Annotated in this window: 24 protein-coding genes; 3 read left to right on the top strand and 21 right to left on the bottom strand. The window is 71.4% G+C overall.

Features of this window, described 5'->3' with window-relative positions:
- Nucleotides 1–35: 35 nt before the first annotated feature.
- From dprA to LN251_RS21985, 15 genes are all read right to left on the bottom strand, one after another.
- Nucleotides 36–1229 (bottom strand): DNA-processing protein DprA, encoded by a 1194-nt coding sequence (dprA, locus tag LN251_RS22055; protein WP_458245880.1) that lies wholly within the window; start codon nt 1227–1229, stop codon nt 36–38.
- Nucleotides 1226–2845 carry a YifB family Mg chelatase-like AAA ATPase gene (locus LN251_RS22050; RefSeq protein WP_458245879.1) on the bottom strand — a complete coding sequence of 540 codons (1620 nt, stop codon included), beginning with the start codon at nt 2843–2845 and terminating at the stop codon, nt 1226–1228. Before LN251_RS22050 ends, dprA begins: the two co-directional genes overlap by 4 nt.
- Nucleotide 2846: 1 nt before the next feature.
- Nucleotides 2847–3209: a YraN family protein gene (locus tag LN251_RS22045; protein ID WP_458245878.1), complete on the bottom strand. Its 363-nt coding sequence runs from the start codon at nt 3207–3209 to the stop codon at nt 2847–2849.
- A 173-nt stretch (nt 3210–3382) separates the two neighbouring features.
- The gene (locus LN251_RS22040; RefSeq protein WP_055510545.1) at nt 3383–3691 is read right to left on the bottom strand and encodes a DUF2469 domain-containing protein; all 309 of its coding nucleotides are present in this window, start codon (nt 3689–3691) and stop codon (nt 3383–3385) included.
- 72 nt (nt 3692–3763) lie between these two features.
- On the bottom strand, nt 3764–4282 hold the full coding sequence (locus tag LN251_RS22035) for an NUDIX hydrolase (protein WP_458245877.1): 519 nt from the start codon (nt 4280–4282) through the stop codon (nt 3764–3766).
- Entirely contained in the window at nt 4272–5048 is a 777-nt protein-coding gene (gene lepB, locus LN251_RS22030; protein ID WP_458245876.1) for a signal peptidase I, read from the bottom strand. Before lepB (LN251_RS22030) ends, LN251_RS22035 begins: the two co-directional genes overlap by 11 nt.
- A 114-nt stretch (nt 5049–5162) precedes the next feature.
- Nucleotides 5163–6143, bottom strand: a complete 981-nt coding sequence (gene lepB / locus LN251_RS22025) for a signal peptidase I (RefSeq protein ID WP_458245875.1) — start codon at nt 6141–6143, stop codon at nt 5163–5165.
- Nucleotides 6034–7164, bottom strand: coding sequence for a signal peptidase I (lepB, locus tag LN251_RS22020; protein ID WP_458245874.1), 1131 nt, complete (start codon nt 7162–7164; stop codon nt 6034–6036). The genes lepB (LN251_RS22025) and lepB (LN251_RS22020) overlap by 110 nt, the downstream gene beginning before the upstream one ends.
- Complete coding sequence (lepB, locus tag LN251_RS22015) at nt 7157–7864, bottom strand: signal peptidase I (RefSeq protein ID WP_458245873.1); 708 nt, start codon at nt 7862–7864, stop codon at nt 7157–7159. The genes lepB (LN251_RS22020) and lepB (LN251_RS22015) overlap by 8 nt, the downstream gene beginning before the upstream one ends.
- Nucleotides 7865–7909: 45 nt before the next feature.
- On the bottom strand, nt 7910–8260 hold the full coding sequence (gene rplS, locus LN251_RS22010) for a 50S ribosomal protein L19 (RefSeq protein ID WP_458245872.1): 351 nt from the start codon (nt 8258–8260) through the stop codon (nt 7910–7912).
- A 134-nt stretch (nt 8261–8394) separates the two neighbouring features.
- The gene (gene trmD, locus LN251_RS22005; RefSeq protein WP_458245871.1) at nt 8395–9228 is read right to left on the bottom strand and encodes a tRNA (guanosine(37)-N1)-methyltransferase TrmD; all 834 of its coding nucleotides are present in this window, start codon (nt 9226–9228) and stop codon (nt 8395–8397) included.
- A 3-nt stretch (nt 9229–9231) separates the two neighbouring features.
- Nucleotides 9232–9774, bottom strand: coding sequence for a ribosome maturation factor RimM (gene rimM, locus LN251_RS22000; RefSeq protein ID WP_458245870.1), 543 nt, complete (start codon nt 9772–9774; stop codon nt 9232–9234).
- 83 nt (nt 9775–9857) lie between these two features.
- Nucleotides 9858–10097 (bottom strand): RNA-binding protein, encoded by a 240-nt coding sequence (locus LN251_RS21995; protein WP_003973401.1) that lies wholly within the window; start codon nt 10095–10097, stop codon nt 9858–9860.
- 2 nt (nt 10098–10099) lie between these two features.
- On the bottom strand, nt 10100–10519 hold the full coding sequence (gene rpsP, locus LN251_RS21990) for a 30S ribosomal protein S16 (protein ID WP_362987666.1): 420 nt from the start codon (nt 10517–10519) through the stop codon (nt 10100–10102).
- A 375-nt stretch (nt 10520–10894) separates the two neighbouring features.
- Nucleotides 10895–11491 (bottom strand): hypothetical protein, encoded by a 597-nt coding sequence (locus tag LN251_RS21985; protein WP_058922931.1) that lies wholly within the window; start codon nt 11489–11491, stop codon nt 10895–10897.
- Between the two features lie 533 nt (nt 11492–12024).
- Here LN251_RS21985 and LN251_RS21980 point away from each other — a divergent pair.
- Nucleotides 12025–12888, top strand: a complete 864-nt coding sequence (locus LN251_RS21980; RefSeq protein ID WP_458245869.1) for a class I SAM-dependent methyltransferase — start codon at nt 12025–12027, stop codon at nt 12886–12888.
- 105 nt (nt 12889–12993) lie between these two features.
- Here the strand turns inward: LN251_RS21980 and ffh are convergent, their stop codons facing one another.
- The 5 genes from ffh to nsdA form a co-directional block, all read right to left on the bottom strand.
- A complete protein-coding gene (gene ffh / locus LN251_RS21975; protein ID WP_458245868.1) occupies nt 12994–14544 on the bottom strand; it encodes a signal recognition particle protein in 1551 nt (516 codons plus the stop codon).
- Between the two features lie 93 nt (nt 14545–14637).
- A complete protein-coding gene (locus tag LN251_RS21970; RefSeq protein WP_458245867.1) occupies nt 14638–17085 on the bottom strand; it encodes a [protein-PII] uridylyltransferase in 2448 nt (815 codons plus the stop codon).
- Between the two features lie 24 nt (nt 17086–17109).
- Nucleotides 17110–17448: a P-II family nitrogen regulator gene (locus LN251_RS21965; protein WP_054235369.1), complete on the bottom strand. Its 339-nt coding sequence runs from the start codon at nt 17446–17448 to the stop codon at nt 17110–17112.
- The gene (locus LN251_RS21960; protein WP_458245866.1) at nt 17445–18785 is read right to left on the bottom strand and encodes an ammonium transporter; all 1341 of its coding nucleotides are present in this window, start codon (nt 18783–18785) and stop codon (nt 17445–17447) included. Before LN251_RS21960 ends, LN251_RS21965 begins: the two co-directional genes overlap by 4 nt.
- A 323-nt stretch (nt 18786–19108) precedes the next feature.
- The gene (gene nsdA, locus LN251_RS21955) at nt 19109–20593 is read right to left on the bottom strand and encodes a transcriptional repressor NsdA (protein WP_458245865.1); all 1485 of its coding nucleotides are present in this window, start codon (nt 20591–20593) and stop codon (nt 19109–19111) included.
- A 446-nt stretch (nt 20594–21039) separates the two neighbouring features.
- Here nsdA and LN251_RS21950 point away from each other — a divergent pair, with 446 nt between their 5' ends.
- The gene (locus LN251_RS21950) at nt 21040–21699 is read left to right on the top strand and encodes a bifunctional DNA primase/polymerase (RefSeq protein ID WP_458245864.1); all 660 of its coding nucleotides are present in this window, start codon (nt 21040–21042) and stop codon (nt 21697–21699) included.
- A gap of 104 nt (nt 21700–21803) precedes the next feature.
- Here the strand turns inward: LN251_RS21950 and ftsY are convergent, their stop codons facing one another.
- Entirely contained in the window at nt 21804–23006 is a 1203-nt protein-coding gene (gene ftsY, locus LN251_RS21945; protein ID WP_458245863.1) for a signal recognition particle-docking protein FtsY, read from the bottom strand.
- Between the two features lie 174 nt (nt 23007–23180).
- On the opposite strand from ftsY, the gene LN251_RS21940 reads away from it, so the two are divergent.
- The gene (locus LN251_RS21940; protein WP_458245862.1) at nt 23181–24152 is read left to right on the top strand and encodes an LLM class flavin-dependent oxidoreductase; all 972 of its coding nucleotides are present in this window, start codon (nt 23181–23183) and stop codon (nt 24150–24152) included.
- Nucleotides 24153–24237 lie beyond the last annotated feature (85 nt).

Raw genomic sequence — 24237 nt, 5'->3', positions numbered from 1 at the left:
GCCGACACCGTCCTGCGGAGGCGTTTGCCCAGGTGTCAGGCGTTCCCCCGGACGGCCGAACACGCTCCGTCGACCTCCACCACCCCCTCCCGTCCGGAGGTCACGGCCTGGCGCGTCAACTTCCAGCCGTCGCCGTGTCGTTCGACGTAACCAAGTGATCGAAGTTCGTACAGGCGCGCGACCGCGTCCTCCGGAGAGGTCTGCGCGCCCCGCGCGACGGCGGCGGCCGACGCCGTGCCACGCCCGGGCAGCGCGGCGAGCACCCGCCGGGCGGCGGCCTCCAGCAGATCCCTGGGCAGCACGGGTCCGCGTCGCTCCGGTGCCAGCTGGCCCATGTCGCCGACCAGTTCGACGACTTCCGCGGGGTCGGTGACGAGCACGGCGTCGCCCCGCAGCAGTTCGTGCACTCCGGCCGACAGGCTGCTGGTGGCGGGGCCCGGCACGCCCATCGTGTGCCGGCCGAGCCGCTGCGCCGCCCTGGCCGTGACCAGCGAGCCGCTGCGGTGGGCGGCCTCCACGACGACGGTTCCCCTGGTCAGGGCGGCGATGACGCGATTGCGGACGACGAAACGGCCGGCCGTCGGGTGCTCGCCGGGCGGCAGCTCCCCGACGACGAGTCCCTGCTCCGCGATCCGGTTGATCAGCTCGGTGTGTCCGCGGGGGTAGGGCCGGTCGACCCCGCAGGCCAGTACGGCGACGGTGGCGCCGCCCGCGCCGAGCGCGCCCCGGTGCGCGGCGCCGTCGACTCCGTAGGCGCCGCCGGAGACGACCACCCAGCCGTGTTCGGCGAGGCCGGCGCCGAGCGTGGCCGCCATGTGGGCGCCGTACTCGGTGCAGGCGCGGGCGCCGACGACGGCGACGGATCTCAGCGCCCACATCCGCAGGCTGGGCCGACCGCGCACCCACAGCCCCAGCGGGCGGGTGTCCCCGAGGTCGTCGAGCTGGCCGGGCCACTCCGGGCCGCCCGGCACCACGAACCGCACACCGGCGTCCCGCGCGGCCCGCAGATCCCGGCCGGCGTCGGCCTCCCGGGCCCGCCCCAGCATCCCGGCCCACCGCCGGTCGCTGACCCCGGCCGGCTGCGGCCCCCCGACCCGCAGCACCCGCGCCACCTTCACGGCACCCCACTCCCGAACCCACCGACCCCCGACCGGGTCCCCGGGTTCGAGAACCCGGCTGAGAAGCACCCGCGCGAGCAGTTCGTCGTCCAGGTCCTCGGCGGCGCTCACGTCATCGCCCCGATCGCCATGGGAACGCCCCTCGGCACTCCCGTACGCAGCTGCAGCGCGAGGGCGACGTCCGTCGCGTCCGGCCTGTCGTGGCCGACGAGATCGGCGACCGTCCAGGCGACCCGCAGGACCCGGTCGAGTCCGCGGGCCGTCAGCACGCCCCGTTCCAGACTGCGCTCGGCTTCGTCCATCGCGCCGCTCGCCGCGTGCCAGCGGTTGCGCAGTTCCCGGCCCGGGATCTCGCTGTTGGTCCGCCACGGTGTGCCGGCGAGCCGTGCCGACGCCCGTTGCCGGGCCGCCCGCACCCGATCGGCGACCGTCGCCGTCGACTCGCCGTGCGCACCCCGCAACGTCAGCTCGGCGCGCGTGACCCGGTCCACCTCGACGCGAAGGTCGACGCGGTCGAGCAGCGGTCCGGACAGTCGTGCCTGGTAGCGGCGGACGGCCGAGGGCGGGCACTCGCAGAAGTCGTCGGTCTGCGAGAAGCGGCCGCAGGGGCAGGGGTTGGCGGCGAGCACCATCAGGAACCTCGCCGGGAACCGCACCACCCCGGCACTGCGGGCGATCACCACATGGCCGGCTTCCAGGGGCTGCCGCAACGCGTCGAGGGCCCGGCTGCTGAACTCGGGGGTCTCGTCCAGGAAGAGAACACCGCGATGCGACAGGGACACGGCTCCGGGCCGCGCGACCCCCTGTCCACCGCCCACGAGCGCCTGCATGGTCGCCGAGTGGTGCGGGGCGCAGTAGGGCGCGATGTCGATCAGCGGTTTACCCGGTGGCAGCAGGCCGGCCACCGAGTGGACGGCCGTGACCTCCAGCGACTCCTCGCGGGTGAGCCGGGGCAGGATGGCAGGCAGCCGTTCCGCGAGCATCGTCTTGCCGGCACCGGGCGGGCATTCCAGGAACAGGTGGTGGCCGCCCGCCGCGGCGACCTCCACCGCCGTGCGCGCCGAGATCTGGCCGACGACGTCGGCGAGGTCGTGTTCGTGCTGGGCGGCGCCGAAGCTGGGCATACCCGTGGCCGCGCCGGTGCCGGGCACCCGCAGACCGGCGAGGAGGGGGTCCGGGCGGCCCTCCTCGTCCGGTTCCTCCTCGGGTACCGGCTCGTCCGCCAGGACCGCGATCAGCTGGCGCAGGCTGCGCACCCCGAGGACGGAGACGCCGGGTACCAGCGAGGCCTCGGCGGCAGCGCACTCGGGCACGACCACCTGCTCGTATCCGGCGTCCGCGGCGGCGAGCACCGCCGGCAGGATGCCGCGGACCGGGCGCACCCGGCCGTCCAGTCCCAGCTCCCCGATCATGACGATGTCCGCGAGGACGCGCGGATCGATGCGTTCGGAGGCACCGAGCACGGCGCAGGCGACGGCGAGGTCGAACCCGCTGCCGGCCTTCGGCACCGAGGCGGGACTGAGTCCTACCGTGAGTTTCTTCTGCGGCCACTCGCCGCCGGAGTTGACGACCGCGGCCCGGACCCGGTCCCTGCTCTCCGTCAGGCTCTTGTCCGGCAGTCCCACCAGGGTGAACGCGGCCACTCCCGGTTCCAGGTCGGCCTGGACCTCGACGACGACGCCCTCGACGCCCACCAGTGCCACCGAACAGGTACGCGCGAAGCCCATCTCAGGCCACCCCCCGCGCATGCTCGAGGCGGGCGGCCCCGCGCCTCGGCAGGACGACGCCGACGAGGTCGATGCGGACCCCTCCCGGCGGTGCGCCACCGTGTGCGTGGATCCAGTGCTCGGCGAGACTCCGCAATCGCCGGGCCTTCTCGGGCGGGACCGCGGCCATGGGGTGCTGGAAGGAACCCGCCCGCCGCGTCTTCACCTCGCAGACGACCAACACCTCGCCGTCCCGCGCCACGATGTCGATCTCCCCGGACCTGCCGCAGCGCCAGTTGCGCTCCAGCACCGTCATCCCGGTCTCGGTCAGCCGGCGGGCGGCGAGGTCTTCTCCGTACTTGCCGAGTGCGCTCCGTGCGTTCATGTCGGCACCACCTCCGGTGCCAACCGTCACGCATCCACCCGGGTCAAGTGGATCTTGGTGGACTACTCACCGGTTGTGGAAAACTCCGCCACTCACACGGGTGAAAAGGCACACCGGAACACCAGTACACAGGCACACCGGTGAACAGGCACACGGGTGCGCATGGGAACGGCTCAGCTGCTCGGCAGCTCGAGGTCGCTCTTGTTGAGCTCCTCGATGTTCACGTCCTTGAACGTCAGCACCCGGACCTGCTTCACGAAGCGCGCCGGCCGGTACATGTCCCACACCCAGGCATCCGCCATCGACACCTCGAAGAACACCTCGCCCTGGACCGAGTGCACCTGCATCTCGTAGTCGTTGGTCAGGTAGAAGCGCCGCTCGGTCTCGATCACGTATTTGAACAGACCGACGACATCGCGGTACTCCCGGTAGAGCTTCAGCTCCATCTCGGTCTCGTACTTCTCGAGGTCCTCGGCGCTCATGGCATGTTCCCCTTCAGCCGTGCGATCCCCCCATTGTGCGCCAGTCCCGCGCGCCCCCAGTCGATTTCCGGGTCACTGGACGACTTCCGGTTCGAGGGTCACGGGCCTGGCCGGGGGACCTTCGTCGAGCAGCAGCCTCAGCAGCTCGGCGAGTCTGGTCGGATACACCGTCTCATGTGCCCGGGTCAGTTCCGCACACGTCCACCACCGGGCACCGGCCACGCTGCGCCGCTCCAGCTCCGTCAAGGCCGTCGCCCGCGTCGCCGTCTGCGCCGTACGGGCCAGGTAGTACCACTCGTCCTGGTCCCAGCGACGGCCGGCGAACGGGAACGAGCACCTCCGCCGCCACAGCACCGGTCCGAGCTCGACCTCGGTGATCCCGGTCTCCTCGGCGAGTTCCCGCAGGGCGGCCTCTTCACGAGTCTCCTCGCCCTCCAGTCCACCGCCGGGCGTGAACCACCAGTCGTCGGCCGGATCGTCCGGTTCATGACCGTGCAGGAGGAGGATGCGGTCGTCGGGGTCGAGCAGGACGACCCGGGCGACCTTGCGCAGCCCCTGCGGGGAGACATCGTGGGTCGCCTCAGCGGGCACCCACGGGCTCCGTCCGGGTGCGGGCGCGGCGGTTGCCCAGCCGCTTGGCGATCGGGCCGTAGGCCCCGCCGCCGAGGACCAGGACGCCGCCCACGACGATGAGGGTGACGATGAGCTTCAGCGGTCCCGGCGTGGACAGTGCGCCGAGCGCCGAGAAGCCGGTCGGGCGCTGCAGCATGCCCTTCGCGGGCCAGACGACGGCGTCCACGCGGGCGGTCACGGCGGAGCGCGCCACGGTGCCCTGGGCGGCGTCGCTGAGGTGGGCGGAGGAGTCCAGGGAGCCGGAGCGCTCGTCGCCGAGCAGGAACAGGCGGCCCTGGGGGACCTTCACGGTCGGGATCTTCTTGTCCTCGGCGGCGGCGCCCTTGAGGTAGCCCTCGTCGATCTGCTTGCCGTTGACGGTCAGCTTGCCGTCGGTGCAGCAGGAGACGGTGTCACCGCCGACGGCCACCACACGCTTGACGACGGAGGCGTTGGTGACCCAGGTCTTGTCGTTGAAGACGACGACGTCGCCCCGGCGTATCTCGCTGCCGTCGACGCGCTCGGCCAGCACCCGGTCACCGGCGTCGATGGTCGGAGTCATCGAGGTGGTCGGCACCGTGTACGGCCGGTACACCACCGCTCCCCAGCCGAATCCGCCGAGGAACAGCACGATGCCCAGTGCGACGGCCAGTCCGGACAGTCGCTGTCCGGCCTTGCTGCCCACCGGGCCCGTGCTCTTGCCACCGCTGCGCGGTGCCGTACGTGTCGTGCTCTCGCCACCCATGGACCCGCACCCTACCCGGCGGTACCTGACCCGGTCAGCCCCTGTGGGGCGCACCCTGGTCACAACTGCACCAGGGCTTCACCAAGCCGCCGCGGCGCGGGTCCACGGAGGGATTCAGCGGGTCTCGGCCACCGAGGTCTTCCTGCGGCGCCACAGGGCGACCGGCAGGACGCCGACGAGGGCGACGGCGTTCGGCGCGACCGTGAGGGCGGCGGAGGCCGAGGACTTGTCGTTGATGCCGGTCTGGTCGAAGGTGTCCGGGATCGGCAGGGTGTCCCAGCGGTTGATCGGCCAGGCGATGACGATGGCGCGGCCCACGACGTCCTTCACCGGGACCATGCCGTGATGCTTGTCGTTCTGGTTGTAGCGGGAGTCGCGCGAGTTCTGGCGGTGGTCGCCCATGACCCAGATGTAGCCCTTGGGGACCTTCACCGAGAACTGGCCGCCCTGGTCGTCGACGCTGCACGGGGTGTTGCCGGCGTAGACGAAGGACTTGTCGTTCAGCGCCTTGCCGTTGACCTTCAGCGGGCCGGTGCCCTTGCAGGAGACCGTGTCGCCGCCGACGCCGATGACGCGCTTGATGAGGTCCTTCTCCTCGGCGGACGGCATCAGGCCGATCCAGCTGAGGACCTTCTGCACCGGGTTCGGGTTGGGCGTCGGCTCGCCGGCCAGCCAGTTGTCCGGGTCGTGGAAGACGACGACCTCGCCGCGCTGGGGCTTGGAGCCGAACCAGGGCGTGAGCTTGTCGACCAGGACCCGGTCACCCTGCTGGAGGGTGTTCTGCATCGAGTCCGAGGGGATCGAGAACGCCTGCACCAGGAAGGTCTTGATCAGCAGCGCCAGGACGAGCGCGATGCCGATCAGGATGGGCAGCTCCTTCCAGAAGGAGCGCTGCTTCTTCGGCGCGGGCGCCGAGTCGCCGGGGCCCTGGCCGTCCGTCCTGGTCTGCTCGCCGGGCATGGTGCCGTCCTCGCCGGTACCGGAGTCACTCCCGGAGGTCACGGCGCTGTCCGCGGCCGGGACGGCTTCCGCGGGGCGTCCGCGATGCTCCTCGCCGTCGTGTCCGGACCGTGCGCCAACCGCCACATCCCCCACGCCAACTCCTCACTCTGTGCCGCCGCCTGCCCCATGCGCGGCGCAGGCCCACCACTCCCATAACGAGCGGGAGTTCCGCAGGGCTCGGGAGCTGGATCGCTGTCTTCAGATCGTCTGGGGCAACCCTATGCGACAGCTCGGGCGCCGCGGTCGTCCCCGACACGGAGTTGGAAACGGAGGCGAAAGTTTTAGGTTCGTCGAGCGAGGTCCAGTGGCCGAGGGGCCAGGCGATGACCTTGGCCCGGCCCACCACGGAGTCCACGGAGACGGTGCCGCCGTAGGCGGTGTTCATGTGGGCGCGGGAGTCCGCGGAGTTGCCGCGGTGGTCGCCCATCACCCACAGCCGCCCCTGGGGAACGGTGATGTCGAACTGCTGGGTCGACGGCGCGTTCCCGGGATACAGGTAGTCGCCCTCGGTCAACGGCACCCCGTTGACGGTCACCCGACCTTGCGCGTCGCAGCACTTGACGTGGTCGCCGCCGACCCCGATGACCCGCTTGATCAGATCCTTGTCGTTGGCCGACGGCAGCAGGCCGATGAAGGTGAGCCCTTCCTTGATCTGCTTGACGACGACGGGGTCGTCCTTCGTCGTGGTGGTCTGCTCGCCCGCGAGCCAGCCGCCGGGGTCCTTGAAGACGACGACGTCCCCGCGCTCGGGCTTGGAGCCGAACCATGGCGTGAACTTGTCCACCAGGACCCGGTCGCCGATGCGGATCGTCTGCTCCATGGACCCGGAGGGGATGACGAACGCCTGCACCAGGAACGTCTTGAGGACGAGCGCTATCAGGACGGCCACGCCGACGAGAAGGGGTATCTCCTTGACCGCGCTGCGCCGGCGCTTGCGTTTGACCTTGCGCTGCAGCTTGCGCCGCTCGGCGCGGGTGCGGCCGCCGCTGGGCGCGGAGCCCGACGCCGGGCCGGAGGTACGGCGGGAGCCGGTGGGCAGCAGGTTCTCGGTGCCGAAGGTGCCGTGGCCGCCGCCGCTCGGCTCGGGACGGCGCGGTTTGCCGCGGTTACCCATGGCCACCGCCGGCCGTCGGGGACGCGGCGGGCACGCGCGCGTAGGCGCCCGGCCGCTGCAGGCGGCTCCAGTGGGCGGTGGGCCAGACGATCCAGTCGGCCCGTCCGATGACGTCGGAGACCGGGATCATGCCGCCGCCGGGCGAGCCCAGGTGGTCGCGGGAGTCGCGGGAGTTGCTGCGGTGGTCGCCGAGGACGAAGAGGGTGCCGTCGGGCACGACGACGTGGAAGGGAACCGTCGAGGGGCTGTCCCCGGGGTACAGGAACGCCGACTCGTCGACCGACCGGCCGTTCACCTCGATCCTCCCCTCCTTGTCACAGCAGACCACCCGGTCTCCCCCTACTCCCACGACGCGCTTGATGTAGTCGGCGTTCCCGAAATACCCACTTCCGTCGAACACCACAACATCGCCGCGCCGCGGCTCGGCACCGAAACGGTACGCCAACTTATTTACGAGAACGCGGTCCCCGATCCTCAATCCGTCTTCCATGGATCCGCTGGGAATCTGGAAGGGCCGGACCACGAAAGCGTTGAGGATCAGCAGGAACACCAGACAGACCAGCAGGGTCAGGGAGATCCGCCCGCCGGGCAGCCACTGGGTGATCCGCGCCACCAACGCGAAACGCGACCGTTCCTCCGCGGCCTCTGGTGCAGGGCGGGAGGAGCGGTCGCGCTCCGTGTGCTGTGCTTCGGTGTCCATCGGGGCGGAATGCTATCCGGCCCCGATGTGAACACCCGCGCGAGCTCAGCTGTCGCGCTTCTCCTTGATCTTCGCCGCCTTGCCGCGCAGCTCGCGCAGGTAGTACAGCTTGGCGCGACGCACGTCACCGCGGGTGACGAGCTCGATCTTCTCCACGATCGGGGTGTGCACCGGGAAGGTGCGCTCGACGCCGACGGAGAAGGAGACCTTGCGGACCGTGAAGGTCTCGCGGACACCGGCGCCCTGGCGGCGGATCACCACGCCCTTGAACTGCTGCACACGGGAGCGGTTGCCCTCGATGACGCGGACGTGGACGTTGACGGTGTCACCCGGGCGGAAGGCCGGGATGTCGCTGCGCAGCGACGCGGAGTCGACGATGTCGAGCAGGTGAGACATTTCGTCTGCTTTCTTCGCTGATGCCACAGGTCATCAACGGGAGCTAGGTGCTACAGGAGGATGCTGTCCGTGTCGGGGCGGGCGTCGTGTCCCCCTGTGGCAGGGGCGCGCGCCGGACGACGCACAACAGCGGCCTATTCTTCCACGCCCTCGGTCCTGCGCCAAAATCGCCCGTACGGCTCCCCCTCCGGGTCGGGCGTCCAGCCCAGGATGGAGAGCATCTCGCGGTCCTTCTTGTCGAAGGCCTTGGGGTCGCAGCGCTCGATCAGGTCGGGCCGGTTGGCCGTCGTACGCCTGAGGGCCTCGTCGCGGCGCCAGCGGGCGATCTTCCCGTGGTGGCCGCTGAGCAGCACCTCCGGGATACCGCGGCCGCGCCACTCGGGCGGCTTGGTGTAGACGGGGCCCTCCAGGAGGTTGGCCATGGCGCCGGGCGCGAAGGAGTCGTCGCGGTGCGACTCGGCGTTGCCGAGGACGCCGGGCAGCAGCCGGGCCACGGCCTCCGTGATCACCAGGACGGCCGCCTCGCCGCCGGCGAGGACGTAGTCGCCGATGGACACCTCGTACACGGGCATCCGGGTCGCGTACTCGTCGATCACCCGCCGGTCGATGCCCTCGTAGCGGGCCGGCGTGAACACGAGCCAGGGCCGCTCGGAGAGTTCGACGGCCAGCTCCTGGGTGAAGGGGCGGCCGCTGGGAGTGGGGACGATCAGCGCGGGCGCGCGGGAGCCCGTCTCGTAGCCGTCGGCGAGGACGGCGTCCAGGGCGTCGCCCCAAGGGTCGGTCTTCATGACCATGCCGGGGCCGCCGCCGTAGGGGGTGTCGTCGACGGTGTTGTGGCGGTCGTGGGTCCACTCGCGCAGGTCGTGCACCTGGACGTTCAGCTGTCCACGCGCGCGTGCCTTGCCGACGAGGGAGACGTTCAGGGGTTCGAGGTACTCGGGGAAGATCGTGACGACGTCGAGGCGCATCGCTTACGACTCTTCCCGCGAGGAGACGACCTCGGCCCTGTCGTCGATCAGGCCGGGCGGCGGCGTGATGACGGCCTTCTGCTCGGCGAGGTCGACCTCGGTGACGATCTCCTCGACGAAGGGGATCATCACCTCGCTGCCGTCCGGGCGCTCGACGATGAAGAGGTCCTGGGAGGGCAGGTGCGAGATCTCGGTGATCCGGCCGACCTCGACCCCGTCGGCCGTGACCACGTCGAGGTCGATGAGCTGGTGGTCGTAGTACTCGTCCTCGTCCTCGGGCAGCTCGTCCGGGTCGATCTCGGCGATCAGGAGGGTGTTGCGCAGGGCCTCGGCGCCGGTGCGGTCGTTCACTCCCTCGAACCGCAGCAGGAGCCGGCCGCTGTGGACGCGACCGGTCTCGATGGTGAGGGGACCCGTGGAGGCCGGGTCGGTGGCCAGGACGGCGCCGGGGGCGAGCCGCAGTTCGGGCTCGTCGGTACGGACCTCGACGGTGACCTCGCCCTTGATGCCGTGGGCGCGGCCGATCCGCGCGACTACGAGCTGCACTTCTCAGGATCTCCTGTCATACGACTACGGGCCGGGGACGGCCCAGTGGCCCTCCCCGGCCCGAGCCGGTGCTGCGTTCGGCGTCAGCGGACGTGGTCGACGTCGACGAGGTCGACGCGGACACCACGGCCGCCGATGGCGCCCACGACGGTGCGCAGAGCGCGCGCGGTGCGGCCGTTGCGGCCGATCACCTTGCCGAGGTCGTCGGGGTGGACCCGGACCTCCAGGACGCGTCCGCGGCGCAGGTTGCGGGAAGCGACCTGCACATCGTCGGGGTTGTCGACGATGCCCTTCACGAGGTGCTCGAGAGCCTCCTCGAGCATGCTCAGGCCTCGGCCGACGCGGACTCGGCGGCGGCCTCGTCCTTCTTCTCCGCCTTCTTCTTCTGGGTGATGGCCTCACCCTTGCCCTCGTCGTCCCCACCCAGGGCCTCGAACGACGGGCGCGCCTTCTTGGGCTCGGCGACGAGCAGCGGAGCCGGGGCGGGCTCGCCCTTGAACTTCTGCCAGTCGCCGGTCTTCTTCAGGATGGCGAGAACCGGCTCGGTCGGCTGCGCGCCGACACCCAGCCAGTACGCCACGCGCTCGGCGTCCACCTCGATGACCGACGGGTGGTAGGTCGGGTGGTACTTGCCGATCTCCTCGATCGCACGGCCGTCACGACGGGTGCGGGAGTCGGCGACGACGATGCGGTAGTGAGGCGAACGGATCTTGCCCAGACGCTTCAGCTTGATCTTGACTGCCACGGGAGTGGGTTCTCCTGGAATTGACGTGGTTGGGCACGGCGAGATTGCCGCGTGGGGTTGCGGTACCCGAGTGCCCGATGGACGCGTCAGCCGGAGGAGAGAGGGGTCCTGTGCGACTGTCGAGTACAGCTAGCCATTGTGCCACACCCCGCGGCTCGCTTCGGACCGGCGGCCGCCGTCGCCGGGCATGCCGAAGCGGCGCCCGGCCCCGCACCCACCGTCACGGCGTCCGCGCAGCCCGGCGCTGCCCGGGTGCCGCCCGCGTCCACCCATGCCGCTGAATGCGGCGCGCGTGCTCGCGGGCGGCGGTCGGCTCCCCTGCCCACGGTGCCCGGATCCCGGCAGCCACGAGTTGCCGGCGCTCCAGGCGCGCGGTCACGCCGCCCCGACGACCTCCGGGATCCGGAACGGCTTGCCGCAGCCGCCGCAGACGATCGGGGCCTGGGCCAGGACGGAGGGAACGACCCGGACGTTGCGGCCGCAGTCGCAGACGGCCTTCACCCGCACGCCACCCCCGGAGGAGCCGTGGCGGGCGGCGGGGCCGCGGAAACTCTTCGGGGTGTCCGCCGCCGTCGCCACCGTGTGGGCCTTCAGCGCGCGCTGGAGGCGGTCGATGGTCGGGCGGTAGCGGCGCTTGGCCTCGGGGTTGAGCGTGACCAGTGAGAAGCCGCTGCTGGGATGCGGCTCCTCGGGGTGGTCCAGGCCCAGCTCCTCGGCGATGGCGAGGAATCGGCGGTTGTGGTACCGGCCGGCGCGGGAGGTGTCGCGCACGCCGCGCGCGGCGGCGATGCCGTGGACTGCCTCATGGAGCAGTCGCTCGAAGGAGAGTTCGTGCCCGCACGCGGACGACGACTCTCCGATCAGGGACTCTGGCGCGGCGAGATCGGGCAGCTCGGGGTGGTACCGCTGAATGTCGGCCCACGCCTGTGCCAGCTCCGCGGCGAGAACAGGTGGTGTCTGTGTCGTGCTCACGTAATGACAACGAGCGGGGGTGCCGCTGTGTTCCTATTCCGGGGCATCCCAAATAATTTGCACGTACCCGTCAGTTGCCGCTGATGCGTGGAGACGAGGGCGGGTGCGCTGATCTGCGGAGAAGCCTCACAGCTCGTACCAAGCCGGTACGTAGGGTGACGTACGCACCGGCACGTAGATCGTGTCCAGGCGTCGGTGCGGCTGTGCTCCGCAGGTGCGCAAGAGGCGTTTCGGTCGCTCTCGACCCGGAACGGCTCTGCCTCAGTAAGCGCCCGCGAGGGCAGCGACGTTACCGGGCGCGCGAGCACCCCCCGCCATCGGCCCGTCGGCGCAGAGCAGACACCCTACGGGCCCAGGTTGCCGGCATGTGAAATCTCGCCACTCGGGCGCCGAACCCTCAAGCAGGGACCCACGAGCACTGGACGAGCGGTCGAGTGCGGAGTTACCTGGCATACGGGGGGAGTGCGAGCGCACGTCACGGGGGCCAGGAAAACGGGCACAGCTGCAACTCTCGGCGGATTGGGGCGCTTTACATGACACCTACGCTCGTGCGGCAGCACCGGACCTACGCGGGCACGACACCCCGTGTGGACCTGTGTGCACGCGCGCGTGACTGGTCCGAGATCCAGGAGCGGATGCTGGTGCCGCTCTACGAGGCCGTCTACGAGCGACTCGAGGTCGGGACCGGCACGCGCCTTCTGGCCCTCGGCTGCGGCAGCGGGCTCTCCCTGCTGATGGCCGCTTCCAGAGGCGCGGCCGTCACCGGTGTCGAGCGCTCCTCCCCCGAACGGCTCGCGCTGGCGCGGGAGCGGCTGCAGCCGGAGGCGTGGGGGGCACGCGCGCGTGCGGATGTCCGGATCGTCGACGGTTCACCCGGGGACCTGGCGGCCGCGGGCGACGCGGAGACGCCCGCGTTCACCCTGGTGACCGCCTTCGAGCCCCTCGGCTGGGCGGGCGACTCGGAGGGGGTCGGCGGCCTGCTGCGGGCGGCGATACCGCTCGCCGAGCGCGGAGCGCCCGTGGTGCTCGCCGGCTGGGGCCCGCCGGAGCGCTGCGCCTCGGCGTCCGTGCTGCGGGTGGCCCGCAAGCTGGCTGACCCGCTGCGCAGCGCGGGCAGTTGGCGTCCCGCCCTGCGCGACGACCTGGAGGAGGTGGCCCAGCGGTCCGGTCTGCGGCCGGACGGGTCCGGGCGGGTCGCCTGCCCCTTCGGGTACGCCGACACCGACAGCGCGCTCAAGGGGCTGCTGTCGACCGGTCTGTTCGACGCGGCGATCACGGCGACGGATCGCACGCAGGTCAACAAGGAGTTGACGGAGGCGCTGCACCCGTACGTGCGCGGGGACGGGACGGTGTGGATGCACAACGTCTTCCGGTACCTGATAGCGCGCGTCCCCTAGGCGACACGACGTCCCCTGGGCGACACGATTGGCCGAAAGCAGCGGGGCCGGTCGCCGTCGCGACGTTGCGTCGCGACGACGACCGGCCCCGGTGGGCCGCAGCGGTCAGCCCATGAACTTCTTGAACTCGTCGGGCAGCTCGAAGTCCTGCGGGGCTTGCTGGCCCGGCACGCCGAAGGCGCCGCCCTGAGCGGCGGCCGCGCGCCGGGCGGCCTCCTCTTGCTCCTGCTGCTTGCGCTTCATCGGGTTGCCGGAGCGCTGCTTGCCCTTGGCCTTCTTCGGCTGCTTCTTGGAGCGGCCGGGGCCGCCGCCCATGCCCGGGATCCCCGGCATACCGGGCATCCCGCCGCCCTGGGCCATGCGGGACATCATCTTGCGGGCCTCGAAGAACCGCTCCACCAGGTTCTTCACCGCGCTGACCTCGACGCCGGAGCCCTTGGCGATACGGGCGCGGCGGGAGCCGTTGATGATCGTCGGGTCCTGGCGCTCGCCCGGCGTCATCGACTTGATGATGGCGGCCGTGCGGTCGACGTCCCGCTCGTCGATGTTGTTGATCTGGTCCTTGATCTGGCCCATGCCGGGCAGCATCCCGAGCAGCTTCGAGATGGAGCCCATCTTCCTGACCTGCTCCATCTGGGCCAGGAAGTCGTCCAGGGTGAAGTCCTGGCCCTTCTTGGAGGCCAGCTTCTCGGCCATCTTCTGGGCTTCGGCCTGGTCGAAGGTCTTCTCCGCCTGCTCGATCAGGGTGAGCAGGTCACCCATGTCGAGGATGCGAGAGGCCATCCGGTCCGGGTGGAAGGCGTCGAAGTCCTCGAGCTTCTCGCCGTTCGACGCGAACATGATCGGCTTACCGGTGATCTGCCGGATGGACAGCGCGGCACCACCGCGGGCGTCGCCGTCGAGCTTGGAGAGCACCACGCCGTCGAAGCCGACGCCGTCGCGGAAGGCCTCGGCGGTGTTGACCGCGTCCTGGCCGATCATCGCGTCGACGACGAAGAGGATCTCGTCGGGCGAGACCGCGTCCCGGATGTCCGCGGCCTGCTGCATCATGTCCTGGTCGATGCCGAGGCGGCCGGCGGTGTCCACGATCACGATGTCGTGGACCTTGGACTTCGCGAACTCGATGGAGTCCTTGGCGACCTTGACCGGGTCGCCGACGCCGTTGCCCGGCTCGGGCGCGTACACCGCGACGCCCGCGCGCTCGGCGACCACGCTCAGCTGGTTCACGGCGTTCGGGCGCTGGAGGTCGGCGGCGACCAGCAGCGGCGAGTGGCCCTGCTCCTTCAGCCAGCGGCCGAGCTTGCCCGCGAGGGTGGTCTTACCGGCACCCTGCAGACCCGCCAGCATGATCACGGTGGGCGGCTGCTTGGCGAAGCGCAGGCGCCGGGTCTCGCCGCCGAGGATCGTGACGAGCTCGTCGTTGACGATCTTCAGGACCTGCTGGGCCGGGTTCAGCGCGCGGGAGACCTCGGCGCCGAGGGCGCGCTCCTTGACGTTCTTGATGAACGTGCGCACGACGGGCAGGGCCACGTCCGCCTCGAGCAGCGCGATGCGGATCTCGCGCGCGGTGGCGTCGATGTCCGCCTCGCTCAGACGCCCCTTGCCGCGCAGATTCTTGAAGGTCGCTGAGAGGCGATCGGAGAGAGTGTCGAACACGGCGGCGTCGGTCCTCGGAGTCGGGGGCAGTGTGAGCGTCTTCCAGGGTATCCGGACGCGCAAGACAATCGTCCCCGCCCGGCACCTTCGCCGTCACCCGCGCAGGGTCTCCTCCAGCTTGCGCGCCACGGAGGCCGCCTCCTCACCGGGCAGCGGCGCCCCCTCGGGTCCGGTGACGTAGAAGGCGTCCACGGCGTTCGCGCCCAGGGTGGACACGTGCATGCTGCGCACACGCACCTTCGCGTCGTCCAGGGCCCGCCCGATGCGATGCAGCAGGCCGGGCGCGTCCTGCGCCCGCACCTCGATGACCGTGGCGTGCCGCGAGGCCGCCGAGGCGACCGTCACGCGGGCCGGCGGGGCGACCACCCCCCGCCGGCGCGGGTAGGCGGCGTCGCGCTCGGCGAGGCGTCCGGCGATGTCCAGGGAGCCGTCCAGGGCCCGTACGAGATCGGCCCGCAGCCGGGCGGCCTGCGGCAGGGAGCCGTACTCGGCGGCCACCCGCCAGTCCAGCAGCAGGACCGCGCCCTCGACGCCGTCCGGCAGGTCCAGGGCCCGCAGCTCCGCGGTGCGGACGGTCAGCCGGTGCACGGCGAGGACGCCGGCGACCGCGGGCAGCACGCCCGGCTGGTCCGGTACGGCGATCAGCAGCTCCACGCCGAGCGGCTCGGGGTCGGCGGGCGGCTGGTCCTCGGCCGGCGGCTCGGTCTGCGCACGCAGGGACAGCACGGGGCTGCCGGTGGCGAGCGCCTCGATGGCGAGCCGTTCCTGCTCGGCCGTGGGCGCGGCGGCCTCGGGCTCCTCGGGCGCGTCCCCTGCGAGGACCGCGGAGACGCGCTTGACGAGGTCCGCGACGAGCGAACCGCGCCAGGACGACCAGGCCGCCGGGCCGGTGGCCAGCGCGTCCGCCTCCGTGAGCGCGTGCAGCAGCTCCAGCGTCCCCTGCGAGCCGACCGCGTCGGCGACCGACCGCACGGTGGCCGGGTCCTCCAGGTCGCGCCGGGTGGCGGTGTCGACGAGCAGCAGGTGGTGGCGCACCAGGGTGGCGAGTACGGCGACGTCCTCGCGGTCGAAGCCGACGCGGGCGGCGACGTCGCGGGCGATGATCTCGCCGGCCACCGAGTGGTCGCCGGGCCAGCCCTTGCCGATGTCGTGCAGCAGCGCGGCGACCAGAAGGAGGTCGGGGCGGTGGACACGGCGGGTGAACTCGGAGGCGCGCACGGCCGTCTCGATCAGGTGCCGGTCGACGGTCCAGATGTGCACGGCGTTGCGCTGCGGGCGGCAGCGCACCCGCTCCCAGTCGGGCAGCAGCCGGGTGATCACTCCCTCCGCCTCCAGCGCCTCCCACACCTCGACGGTCGGGCGGCCCGAGCCGAGCAGGGTCACCAGCTGTTCGCGCGCCTCGGCGGGCCAGGGCGTGGGCAGGGGGCGCGCGACGGACGCCATGCGCCGTACGGCGTGCAGGGAGAGCGGGAGGCCGGCCTGCGCGGCGGCCGCGGCGGCGCGCAGCGGCAGGACGGGATCGCGCTCGGGGCGCGCGGCACGGGCGAGCACCACCTCGCCGTCCTGCTCGACCACGCCCTCGGCCAGCGGAGAGCGCTCGGCGACCGGCTTCGCGCCGCCCAGCATGGCGCGCAGCCGGGGCCGCACGGCGCGCGATCGCAGCACGCGCCCCACCTCGCGCCAGGTGACGTCACTGGCGTAGGAGATGGTCCGCGCCGCCTCGTAGACCTGGCGCAGCAAGGTGTCGGCGTCCAGGAGTCCCAGCTCGGCGGCGACCTGGTCCTGTTCCTGCAGCGCGAGCCGGTCGGTGGCGCGCCCGGTGGCGAGGTGCAGCGCGTCGCGTACGTCCAGGAGCCGGCGCCGGGCGTCGTCGAGGCCCTCGCGGGGGGCGTCGGCCAGCCAGGAGGCGGCGACGGCGCGCAGGGCGGTGGCGTCGCGCAGGCCGCCGCGGGCCTCCTTCAGGTCGGGTTCGAGGAGGTACTGCAGCTCGCCCTGGCGTTCGGCGCGCTCGGAGCACAGCTCCTGGAGTTCGGGGAGGCGTTTGGGCGCCTGGTTGCGCCAGTCGGCGAGGACGGCCGTGCGCAGGCCCGCCGTCAGGCCGAGGTCTCCGGCGATGTGCCGGGCGTCCAGCAGGCCGAGCTGGACCTTCAGATCCTCTCCGGCCGTCTTGCGGGCCTCCCCCGGCGTGCGCACGGAGTGGTCCAGGGAGAGGCCGAGGTCCCAGACCGGGTACCAGATGCGGTCGGCCAGGGCGGCGACCGCCTTGGGGTCGCCGCCGTCGTGGAGGAGGAGCAGGTCCAGGTCGCTGCGCGGGGACAGCTCGCCGCGGCCGTAGCCGCCGACGGCGATCAGCGAGGCGCCGCGCAGTCCCTCGGAGCCGGCGGCGAACAGGCCGGTGAGCCATTCGTCGGTCAGCTGGGAGAGGGCCGCACGGCGCGGCGGCCCGGACTGCGCCTCCTCCGTGAGGAGACGCAGCCGGGCCGCCGCGTAGCCGCTGGGTCCCGAGTCCTCTGCTTCGTTGTGCACGTTCGTACTCGACACCCAGCAGCTCCTGTTCTTCTTCCGTCAGAGCGCGTCGGGGCCGCGCTCGCCGGTCCGGACCCGGACGGCCGTCTCGACCGGGATCGACCAGACCTTGCCGTCACCGATCTTGCCGGTCCGGGCCGCCTTGACGACCACGTCGATCAGCTGCTCGGCGTCGTCGTCCTCGGCGAGGACCTCGATACGGATCTTGGGCACGAGGTCGACGGTGTACTCGGCACCGCGGTAGACCTCGGTGTGGCCCCGCTGACGACCGTATCCGCTCGCCTCGGTGACCGTCAGGCCGTGGACTCCGAAGGCCTGGAGGGCCTCCTTGATCTCGTCGAGCCGGTGGGGCTTGACGACGGCGGTGATGAGCTTCATGCGTCCACCTTCTTGCTCGCGGCACCGACACCGGCCGGAACCGTGCTCTTGACCGCGCCGCCACCGGCGCCGCTGAAGTCGTATGCGGTCTCGGCGTGCTCGGCCTGGTCGATGCCGGAGACCTCCTCGTCCTCACTGACCCGCATGCCGATGGTCTTGTCGAGGAGGAAGGCGAGGAGCGCGGAGGCGATCAGCGAGTAGGCGAGGACACCGAAGACACCGGCGCACTGGATCCAGAACTGGTGCATGCCGCCGCCGTAGAACAGGCCCTTGACGTCGGACTGGCCCTTGCCGCTGGCGAACAGGCCGATCAGCAGGGAGCCCGCGATACCGCCGACCATGTGGACACCGACGACGTCGAGCGAGTCGTCGAAACCGAACTTGAACTTCAGGCCCACGGCCGCGGCGCACAGGACACCGGCGATGGCACCGACGGCGATCGCGCCGAGCGGGGAGACGGCACCACCCGAGGGGGTGATGGCGACGAGGCCCGCGACCGCGCCGGAGGCGGCGCCCAGCGTGGTGAACGCGCCGTGGCGGATCTTCTCGTAGGCGAGCCAGGCGAGCATGGCGGCGCCGGTGGCGATCTGGGTGTTGACGAACATCAGCGGGCCGACGCCGTCGTCGTTGCCGAGCCAGGAGCCGGCGTTGAAGCCGAACCAGCCGAACCACAGCAGACCGGCACCGAGCATGACCAGCGGGAGGCTGTGCGGGCGCATCGGGTCCTTCTTGAAGCCGACGCGCTTGCCGATGACGAGGATGACGCCGAGCGCCGCGGCACCGGCGTTGATGTGGACCGCGGTACCACCGGCGAAGTCGATCACACCGAGTTCGAAGGCCCAGCCGCCGGTGCCCCAGACCCAGTGCGCGACCGGGAAGTACACGATCGTGGCCCACAGGACGAGGAAGATCGTCCAGGCGCTGAACTTCACGCGGTCCGCCAGGGCGCCGCTTATCAGGGCGGGCGTGATGATCGCGAACATCATCTGGAAGACGGCGAAGACGAAGACCGGGATGGTGTAGCCCGGCCAGAGGTCCATCTTGTCGATGCCGGCCCAGCCGACGAAGTCGCCGGTCCAGCCGATCAGTGAGCCGTGGTCGGTGCCGAAGCTCATGGAGAAGCCGTAGAGCACCCACAGGATGGTCACGACACCCATGCTGATGAAGCTCATCATCAGCATGTTCAGGGTGCTCTTGACGCGGACCATGCCTCCGTAGAAGAAGGCAAGACCGGGGGTCATGATCAGCACGAGCGCGGATGCGATGAGCATGAAGCCCGTGTTCGCGGAGGACAGCTTGGGTGCCTCCGCGGCAAGCGTGATGGCGGCTGATGCCATCGGCGTCTCCTCGTCGGTTGGTACGGCCCCGTGCGGGTCGGAGCGTGTGAGCGGTCCGGTCGTGAGGGGTGGGCCGGTTATGCGCCATGAGATTGGCGCAGCGCGGTTTCGGTGGAAGCCCCTGGTTGTTTCACCGGAGTGACGAAGACGCCCTGCGTGTTACGGATCGATGAATCGCGAGATGCCCGGCTGGGCGATCGTTATCGTGGCGCAACCTTCGAGGAAGACGAAAACCGGCCGCGGCGGGCCTTCCGATGACCTGGCACGGGGGAGCCGAGTCGGGCAGTTCGGGAGGGCCGGCCGCGGCCGGGGTTCAGGGGATGTCAGACCGCTTCGGCGGTCTCGGGAAGCTCGATGGAGAGCTTCTCCGTGAGATCGACGACCTCGGCGAGGTCACCGAAGTCGCGTACAGCCGTGTCGACGGTCTTTCGGATACGGGTGTTGACGCGCTCGGAGCGGACCTTCTTGGCGATGTGCATGGCCTGCCCGGCCAGCACGGCGCTCTGCGCGGGCTCGCGCCGCAGCAGGTGCACGGTGGCCATGCCGATCAGGTTTAGCGCGTACGACCGCTGGTGCTCGGAGTCCTCGGCGAACAGCTCGACGGCCCGCTGCATGAGGGGCTCGGACAGGGACGCGTACGTGGGGCTGCGGCCGGCGACATAGGCGAGGTCGCGGAAGGAGTGGCTGTTCTCGCCGTACAGTTCGGCCTCGGAGAAGAAGCGGATCCAGTCCGGGTCCGGCTCGTCCCATTCGTCGACCTCGCCGAAGGTGTCCTCGGCCATCCGCACCGCCCGCTTGCACTTGCCGGGCTGCCCCATGTTGGCGTAGGCGCGGGCCTCCATCGCATACAGCATCGACTGGGTGCGCGGACTCGCGCAGTCCCGGCTGCCGTACTGCGCGAGGTGGATCAGCTCCAGGGCGTCGTCGGGCCGGCCGAGGTGGATCATCTGGCGGCTCATGCTGGAGAGGATGTACGAGCCGAGCGGCCGGTCGCCGGCCTCCTTGGCGGCGTGCAGGGCGAGGACGAAGTACTTCTGCGCGGTGGGCTGGAGTCCGACGTCGTACGACATCCAGCCCGCGAGCTCCGCCAGTTCCGCGGCGACCTTGAACAGCCGGCGGGTGGTGCTCTCGGGCTGGGGCTCCTGGAGAAGGTCGGTGACCTCGTGCAGCTGGCCGACGACCGCCTTGCGGCGCAGGCCGCCGCCGCACTGGGCGTCCCACTGGCGGAACATCACCGTGGTGGACTCCAGGAGGTCCAGCTCGGGCTTGGACAGCCGGCCGGGGCGGCGGCTCGCCGCGGACTGCTCGGCCTCCGGCGGCGCGGCCTGCGGGCCGGGCACCAGCCAGCGCTGCATCGGCTCGATGAGGGACGGGCCCGCGGACAGCACCAGCGAGGTCCCGAGGAAGCCGCGCCGCGCCAGCATGAGGTCGCTGCGCGAGAACTCGCTGAGCTGGGCGACCGTCTGAGGGCCCGTCCAGGGCAGGTCGACGCCGGTCGCCGAGGGCGACTGGCGTGCGGCGCGCAGCCCCAGGTCCTCGACGGAGACCACGCAGCCGAAACGCTCGGAGAACAGGTCGGACAGGATCCTGGGGATGGGCTCGCGGGGGTTCTCGCCGTCCAGCCAGCGGCGCACCCGGGAGGTGTCGGTGGAGATGTGGTTGGCGCCCAACTGGCGTGCCCGGCGGTTGACTTGGCGGGCGAGCTCACCCTTGGACCAGCCGCTGCGCACGAACCAGGACGTGAGCAGCTCGTTCGGGCGCTTGTCCGTGCTGGTCGCGGTTGTCCCGCTTCCGCCGTTGCCGCTCACTGGAACGCCCCCATCCCTGAGACCACTTGTCGCTGAGTGCGCCAAGCCCTATCAGAATGCCGGTAAATGGGGCCTCCCGTCCGCCGGTTCTCACCCTCCGAACGGAAAGCCGACTTGCCTCCGGCATACCCACGAGTGCATGTGCCCCCAGGCCTCGCACACTCAACGTAATCCCACGATCACGCGTCCGGCCACGGCGAACCCGGAAACGCCACCATTCGCCACCCCATCGAATGAACTCACGGTGGCCTTCACGCGATTCACTTGACATAGGACGGCCGGGAGTAGGCGGAGCGATGCACTCAGGGGCGCGCACCGCCGAGTTCACCACCCGGGGCACTTCGGAGCGCCGCCTGGACCGAGCGGATCCGGTGACCCGGAACACGCAGGGTCACGTTCCGCATCCGTGTCGTAACCACCGACGCGTCGGACACGTTGGAGGGGGCATGGGCTTCACGATCGGCGGCATCCGGGAAATCCGCTCCGGCACGCGCAGGCGCGGTCGTTCCTCGGAGTGCACCACCGCGGTCGCCGAGTTCACCGGCCTGTGGGGCTGGGACGTCGTGGCGGGAGCACGGGCCGCCGCGGGCGCCTGCTCCTGCGGCCGGGCGGACTGTGGCGCGCCGGGGGCGCACCCGCTCGAGTTCGCGCCCCCGGTCCCGGCCGGCGCCACCCTCGACGAGGTCACCAAGACCTGGGGCGAGTTCCCCGGTGCGGCGGTGATGCTCCCCGTCGGCCGGGCCTTCGACGTCATCGAGGTCGCCGAGGCCGCCGGCCGCAACGCCCTGGTCCGCCTGGAGCGCATGGGTCTCCCCCTCGGTCCGGTCACCGTCACCCCCGACGGCCGCGCGCACTTCTTCGTCGCGCCCGGCGCCGCCGCCGAACTCACCGACCTGCTCTACCGCATGGGCTGGGACGACCCCACCGCCCTCGACCTGCGCGGCCTCGGCCCCGGCACGTTCATCACGGCCCCGCCGTCGGACCGGGGCGGGCTGGGTCCGGTGCGCTGGTTGCGGCCCCCGGCCCTGGACTCGGCGACCAGGCCACCGGCGGCCCGGCTGCTGCTGGGCACGCTGGCCTACGTGGCACACCGGTCACGGGCGTAGCCGTACCTTTCGGGTCCGCACACGCCGAAGCGCCCGTCTCCCGGACCGCACCTCGGGAGACGGGCGCTTCTCGGCCCACGTACCGCACTCGGCAGGTGGTGGGGTCACTCCCCGATGAGGGCGTCGACGAACGCCTCCGGTTCGAACGGCGCCAGATCGTCGGCGCCCTCGCCCAGTCCGATCAGCTTGACGGGCACGCCCAGCTCGCGCTGCACGGCGATCACGATGCCGCCCTTGGCCGTGCCGTCCAGCTTGGTCAGGACGATGCCGGTGATGTCGACGACCTCGGCGAACACGCGTGCCTGGACGAGACCGTTCTGCCCGGTGGTCGCGTCGAGGACGAGCAGCACCTCGTCGAGCGGCGCGTGCTTCTCCACGACCCGCTTGACCTTGCCGAGCTCATCCATGAGGCCGGTCTTGGTGTGCAGGCGGCCGGCGGTGTCGATGAGCACGACGTCCGAGCCCATCTCCTTGCCCTCCTTCACCGCGTCGAAGGCCACGGAGGCGGGGTCGCCGCCCTCGGGCCCGCGCACGGTGTAGGCGCCGACCCGCTCGCCCCAGGTCTGCAGCTGGTCGGCGGCGGCGGCACGGAAGGTGTCGGCGGCGCCGAGCACGACGGAGCGCCCGTCGGCCACCAGAACGCGGGCGAGCTTGCCGGTGGTGGTGGTCTTGCCGGTGCCGTTGACGCCGACGACCATCACGATGCCGGGCTTGCTGGACTCCGGCTCGGTCCTGACCACACGGTCCATGTCGGGGTCGACCAGCTTCAGCAGCTCCGCGCGCAGCAGGGCGCGCAGTTCCACGGGGGTGCGGGTGCCGAGCACCTTCACGCGCTCGCGCAGGCCCTCGACCAGCTCCTGGGTGGGCTGCACACCGACGTCGGCGGTGAGCAGGATGTCCTCGATCTCCTCCCAGGTGTCCTCGTCGAGGTGCTCGCGCGACAGGAGCGTGAGCAGGCCTTTGCCGAGCGCGTTCTGGGAGCGGGAGAGTCGGGCACGGAGGCGGACGAGCCGGCCGGCGGTCGGCTCGGGCACCTCGATCTCGGGGACTTCCAGAGCCGGCGGCTCCTCGACGACGACCGGCGCCGAGCCGTCGGGTAGATCCACCTCCTCTATCGTCCGGCGCGGTTCGTCGCGCGGCGTCTCGGCCTCGTCGCCGACGTGCGGCTCGGCGGGCGGGGCGGTGATGTCGGGCGCGGCGGGCGGTGGCGGGGGCAGCGACTTCTTGCGCCGGCTGCCGACGATGAGCCCGCCGAGCGCGCCGAGCACGACCACGGCGATGACTACAGCAAGGATGACGGTTTCCATAACCCGTCCAGTATCGGCCATGGCCCTGGCCGGGCCCAGTGCGGAGGGCGCGCCGGTCTCGTGGGTTCCTCCGAAGGGCCGCCCACCGGGACGGCCGCGGCTTCCGCGCCCATGGCGATCTGACGCTGCGTCAGCTACCGTCCCCCGCACATCCGCCCGGCGAAGGGGACCCCCATGCCCGTCACGGTCGTACGCTTCAACCTCGTCGCGCCCGGCGCCACCCCCGCCGACCTGGGCGCCCGCTACCGGGCCGCCCTGGAGATGGCGGCGTACGCCGACCGGCACGGGATCACCACCGTGCAGACGGAGGAGCACCACGGCGTCGCGAACAACTGGCTGCCGTCGCCGTTCGCCTTCGCGGCCGCCGTGTTCGGGGCGACCAGCCGGATCGCGGTGACCGTCTCGGCGGTGATCGGCCCGCTGCACGACCCGCTCAGGATGGCGGAGGAGATGGCCGTACTGGACCTGCTGAGCGGCGGACGGCTGGTCACGGTCGCCGGGATCGGCTACCGGCCCGAGGAGTACGCGCTGTTCGACGTCGACTGGAAGCGCCGCGGAAAGCTGCAGGACGAGCTGCTGGAGACGCTGCTGATGGCGTGGACCGGCGAGGAGTTCGAGTACCGGGGCCGTACGGTACGGGTCACCCCGCGCCCCTTCACCGAGCCGCACCCCCTGCTGCTGGTCGGGGGCTCCTCCAAGGCCGCCGCCCGCCGCGCCGCCCGTCTGGGCCTGCCCTTCTTCCCCAGCGCCCACCTGCCCGAGCTGGAGGCGTACTACAAGGAACGGCTCGTGGAGTACGGCACCGAGGGCTGGACCATGATGCCGACCGCCGAGACCCCGCTGCTGCACATCGCCGAGGACCCGGACCGGGCCTGGGGCACCTACGGCGAGCACTTCCTGCACGAGGCGCGGACCTATGCCTCCTGGCAGTCCGGGGACATCCGCTCGGCGGTGAAGTCGGCGGCGACGACGGTGGACGAGCTGCGCGCGGAGGGCGTGTACCGGATCTTGACACCGGAGGAGTGCGGGGAGCAGGGGTTCGACAACCTCGTCCTGCATCCCCTGGTGGGCGGCATGCCGCTGGAGGAGGGGTGGCGCAGCCTGCGGCTGTTCGCGGAGCGGGTGCTGCCGGGGCTGGAGGGCTGAAACGGGCGACGCCGCGTGAGCCCGGGCCGGGCGGCATCCGGCGTCTCACGCACCGCCGCCCCCGTCCGGACGGTGAGTCCGGACG

The sequence above is a fragment of the Streptomyces sp. MAI_2237 genome (assembly GCF_054189285.1).
This window is presented reverse-complemented; position numbering and strand designations above follow the sequence as displayed.

Excerpts from the sequence above, each read along its gene's own strand:
- LN251_RS21995 (WP_003973401.1), bottom strand. The coding sequence starts at position 10,097 with ATGCTCGAGGAGGCTCTCGAGCACCTCGTGAAGGGCATCGTCGACAAC.
- rplS (WP_458245872.1), bottom strand. The coding sequence starts at position 8,260 with ATGTCTCACCTGCTCGACATCGTCGACTCCGCGTCGCTGCGCAGCGAC.
- LN251_RS21960 (WP_458245866.1), bottom strand. The coding sequence starts at position 18,785 with ATGGCATCAGCCGCCATCACGCTTGCCGCGGAGGCACCCAAGCTGTCC.
- trmD (WP_458245871.1), bottom strand. The coding sequence starts at position 9,228 with ATGCGCCTCGACGTCGTCACGATCTTCCCCGAGTACCTCGAACCCCTG.
- LN251_RS21940 (WP_458245862.1), top strand. The coding sequence starts at position 23,181 with ATGCCCGTCACGGTCGTACGCTTCAACCTCGTCGCGCCCGGCGCCACC.
- lepB (WP_458245876.1), bottom strand. The coding sequence starts at position 5,048 with ATGGGTGGCGAGAGCACGACACGTACGGCACCGCGCAGCGGTGGCAAG.
- lepB (WP_458245873.1), bottom strand. The coding sequence starts at position 7,864 with ATGGACACCGAAGCACAGCACACGGAGCGCGACCGCTCCTCCCGCCCT.
- LN251_RS21950 (WP_458245864.1), top strand. The coding sequence starts at position 21,040 with ATGGGCTTCACGATCGGCGGCATCCGGGAAATCCGCTCCGGCACGCGC.
- LN251_RS22040 (WP_055510545.1), bottom strand. The coding sequence starts at position 3,691 with ATGAGCGCCGAGGACCTCGAGAAGTACGAGACCGAGATGGAGCTGAAG.
- LN251_RS21980 (WP_458245869.1), top strand. The coding sequence starts at position 12,025 with ATGACACCTACGCTCGTGCGGCAGCACCGGACCTACGCGGGCACGACA.
- lepB (WP_458245874.1), bottom strand. The coding sequence starts at position 7,164 with ATGGGTAACCGCGGCAAACCGCGCCGTCCCGAGCCGAGCGGCGGCGGC.
- LN251_RS22045 (WP_458245878.1), bottom strand. The coding sequence starts at position 3,209 with ATGAACGCACGGAGCGCACTCGGCAAGTACGGAGAAGACCTCGCCGCC.
- LN251_RS21965 (WP_054235369.1), bottom strand. The coding sequence starts at position 17,448 with ATGAAGCTCATCACCGCCGTCGTCAAGCCCCACCGGCTCGACGAGATC.
- LN251_RS22050 (WP_458245879.1), bottom strand. The coding sequence starts at position 2,845 with ATGGGCTTCGCGCGTACCTGTTCGGTGGCACTGGTGGGCGTCGAGGGC.
- ftsY (WP_458245863.1), bottom strand. The coding sequence starts at position 23,006 with ATGGAAACCGTCATCCTTGCTGTAGTCATCGCCGTGGTCGTGCTCGGC.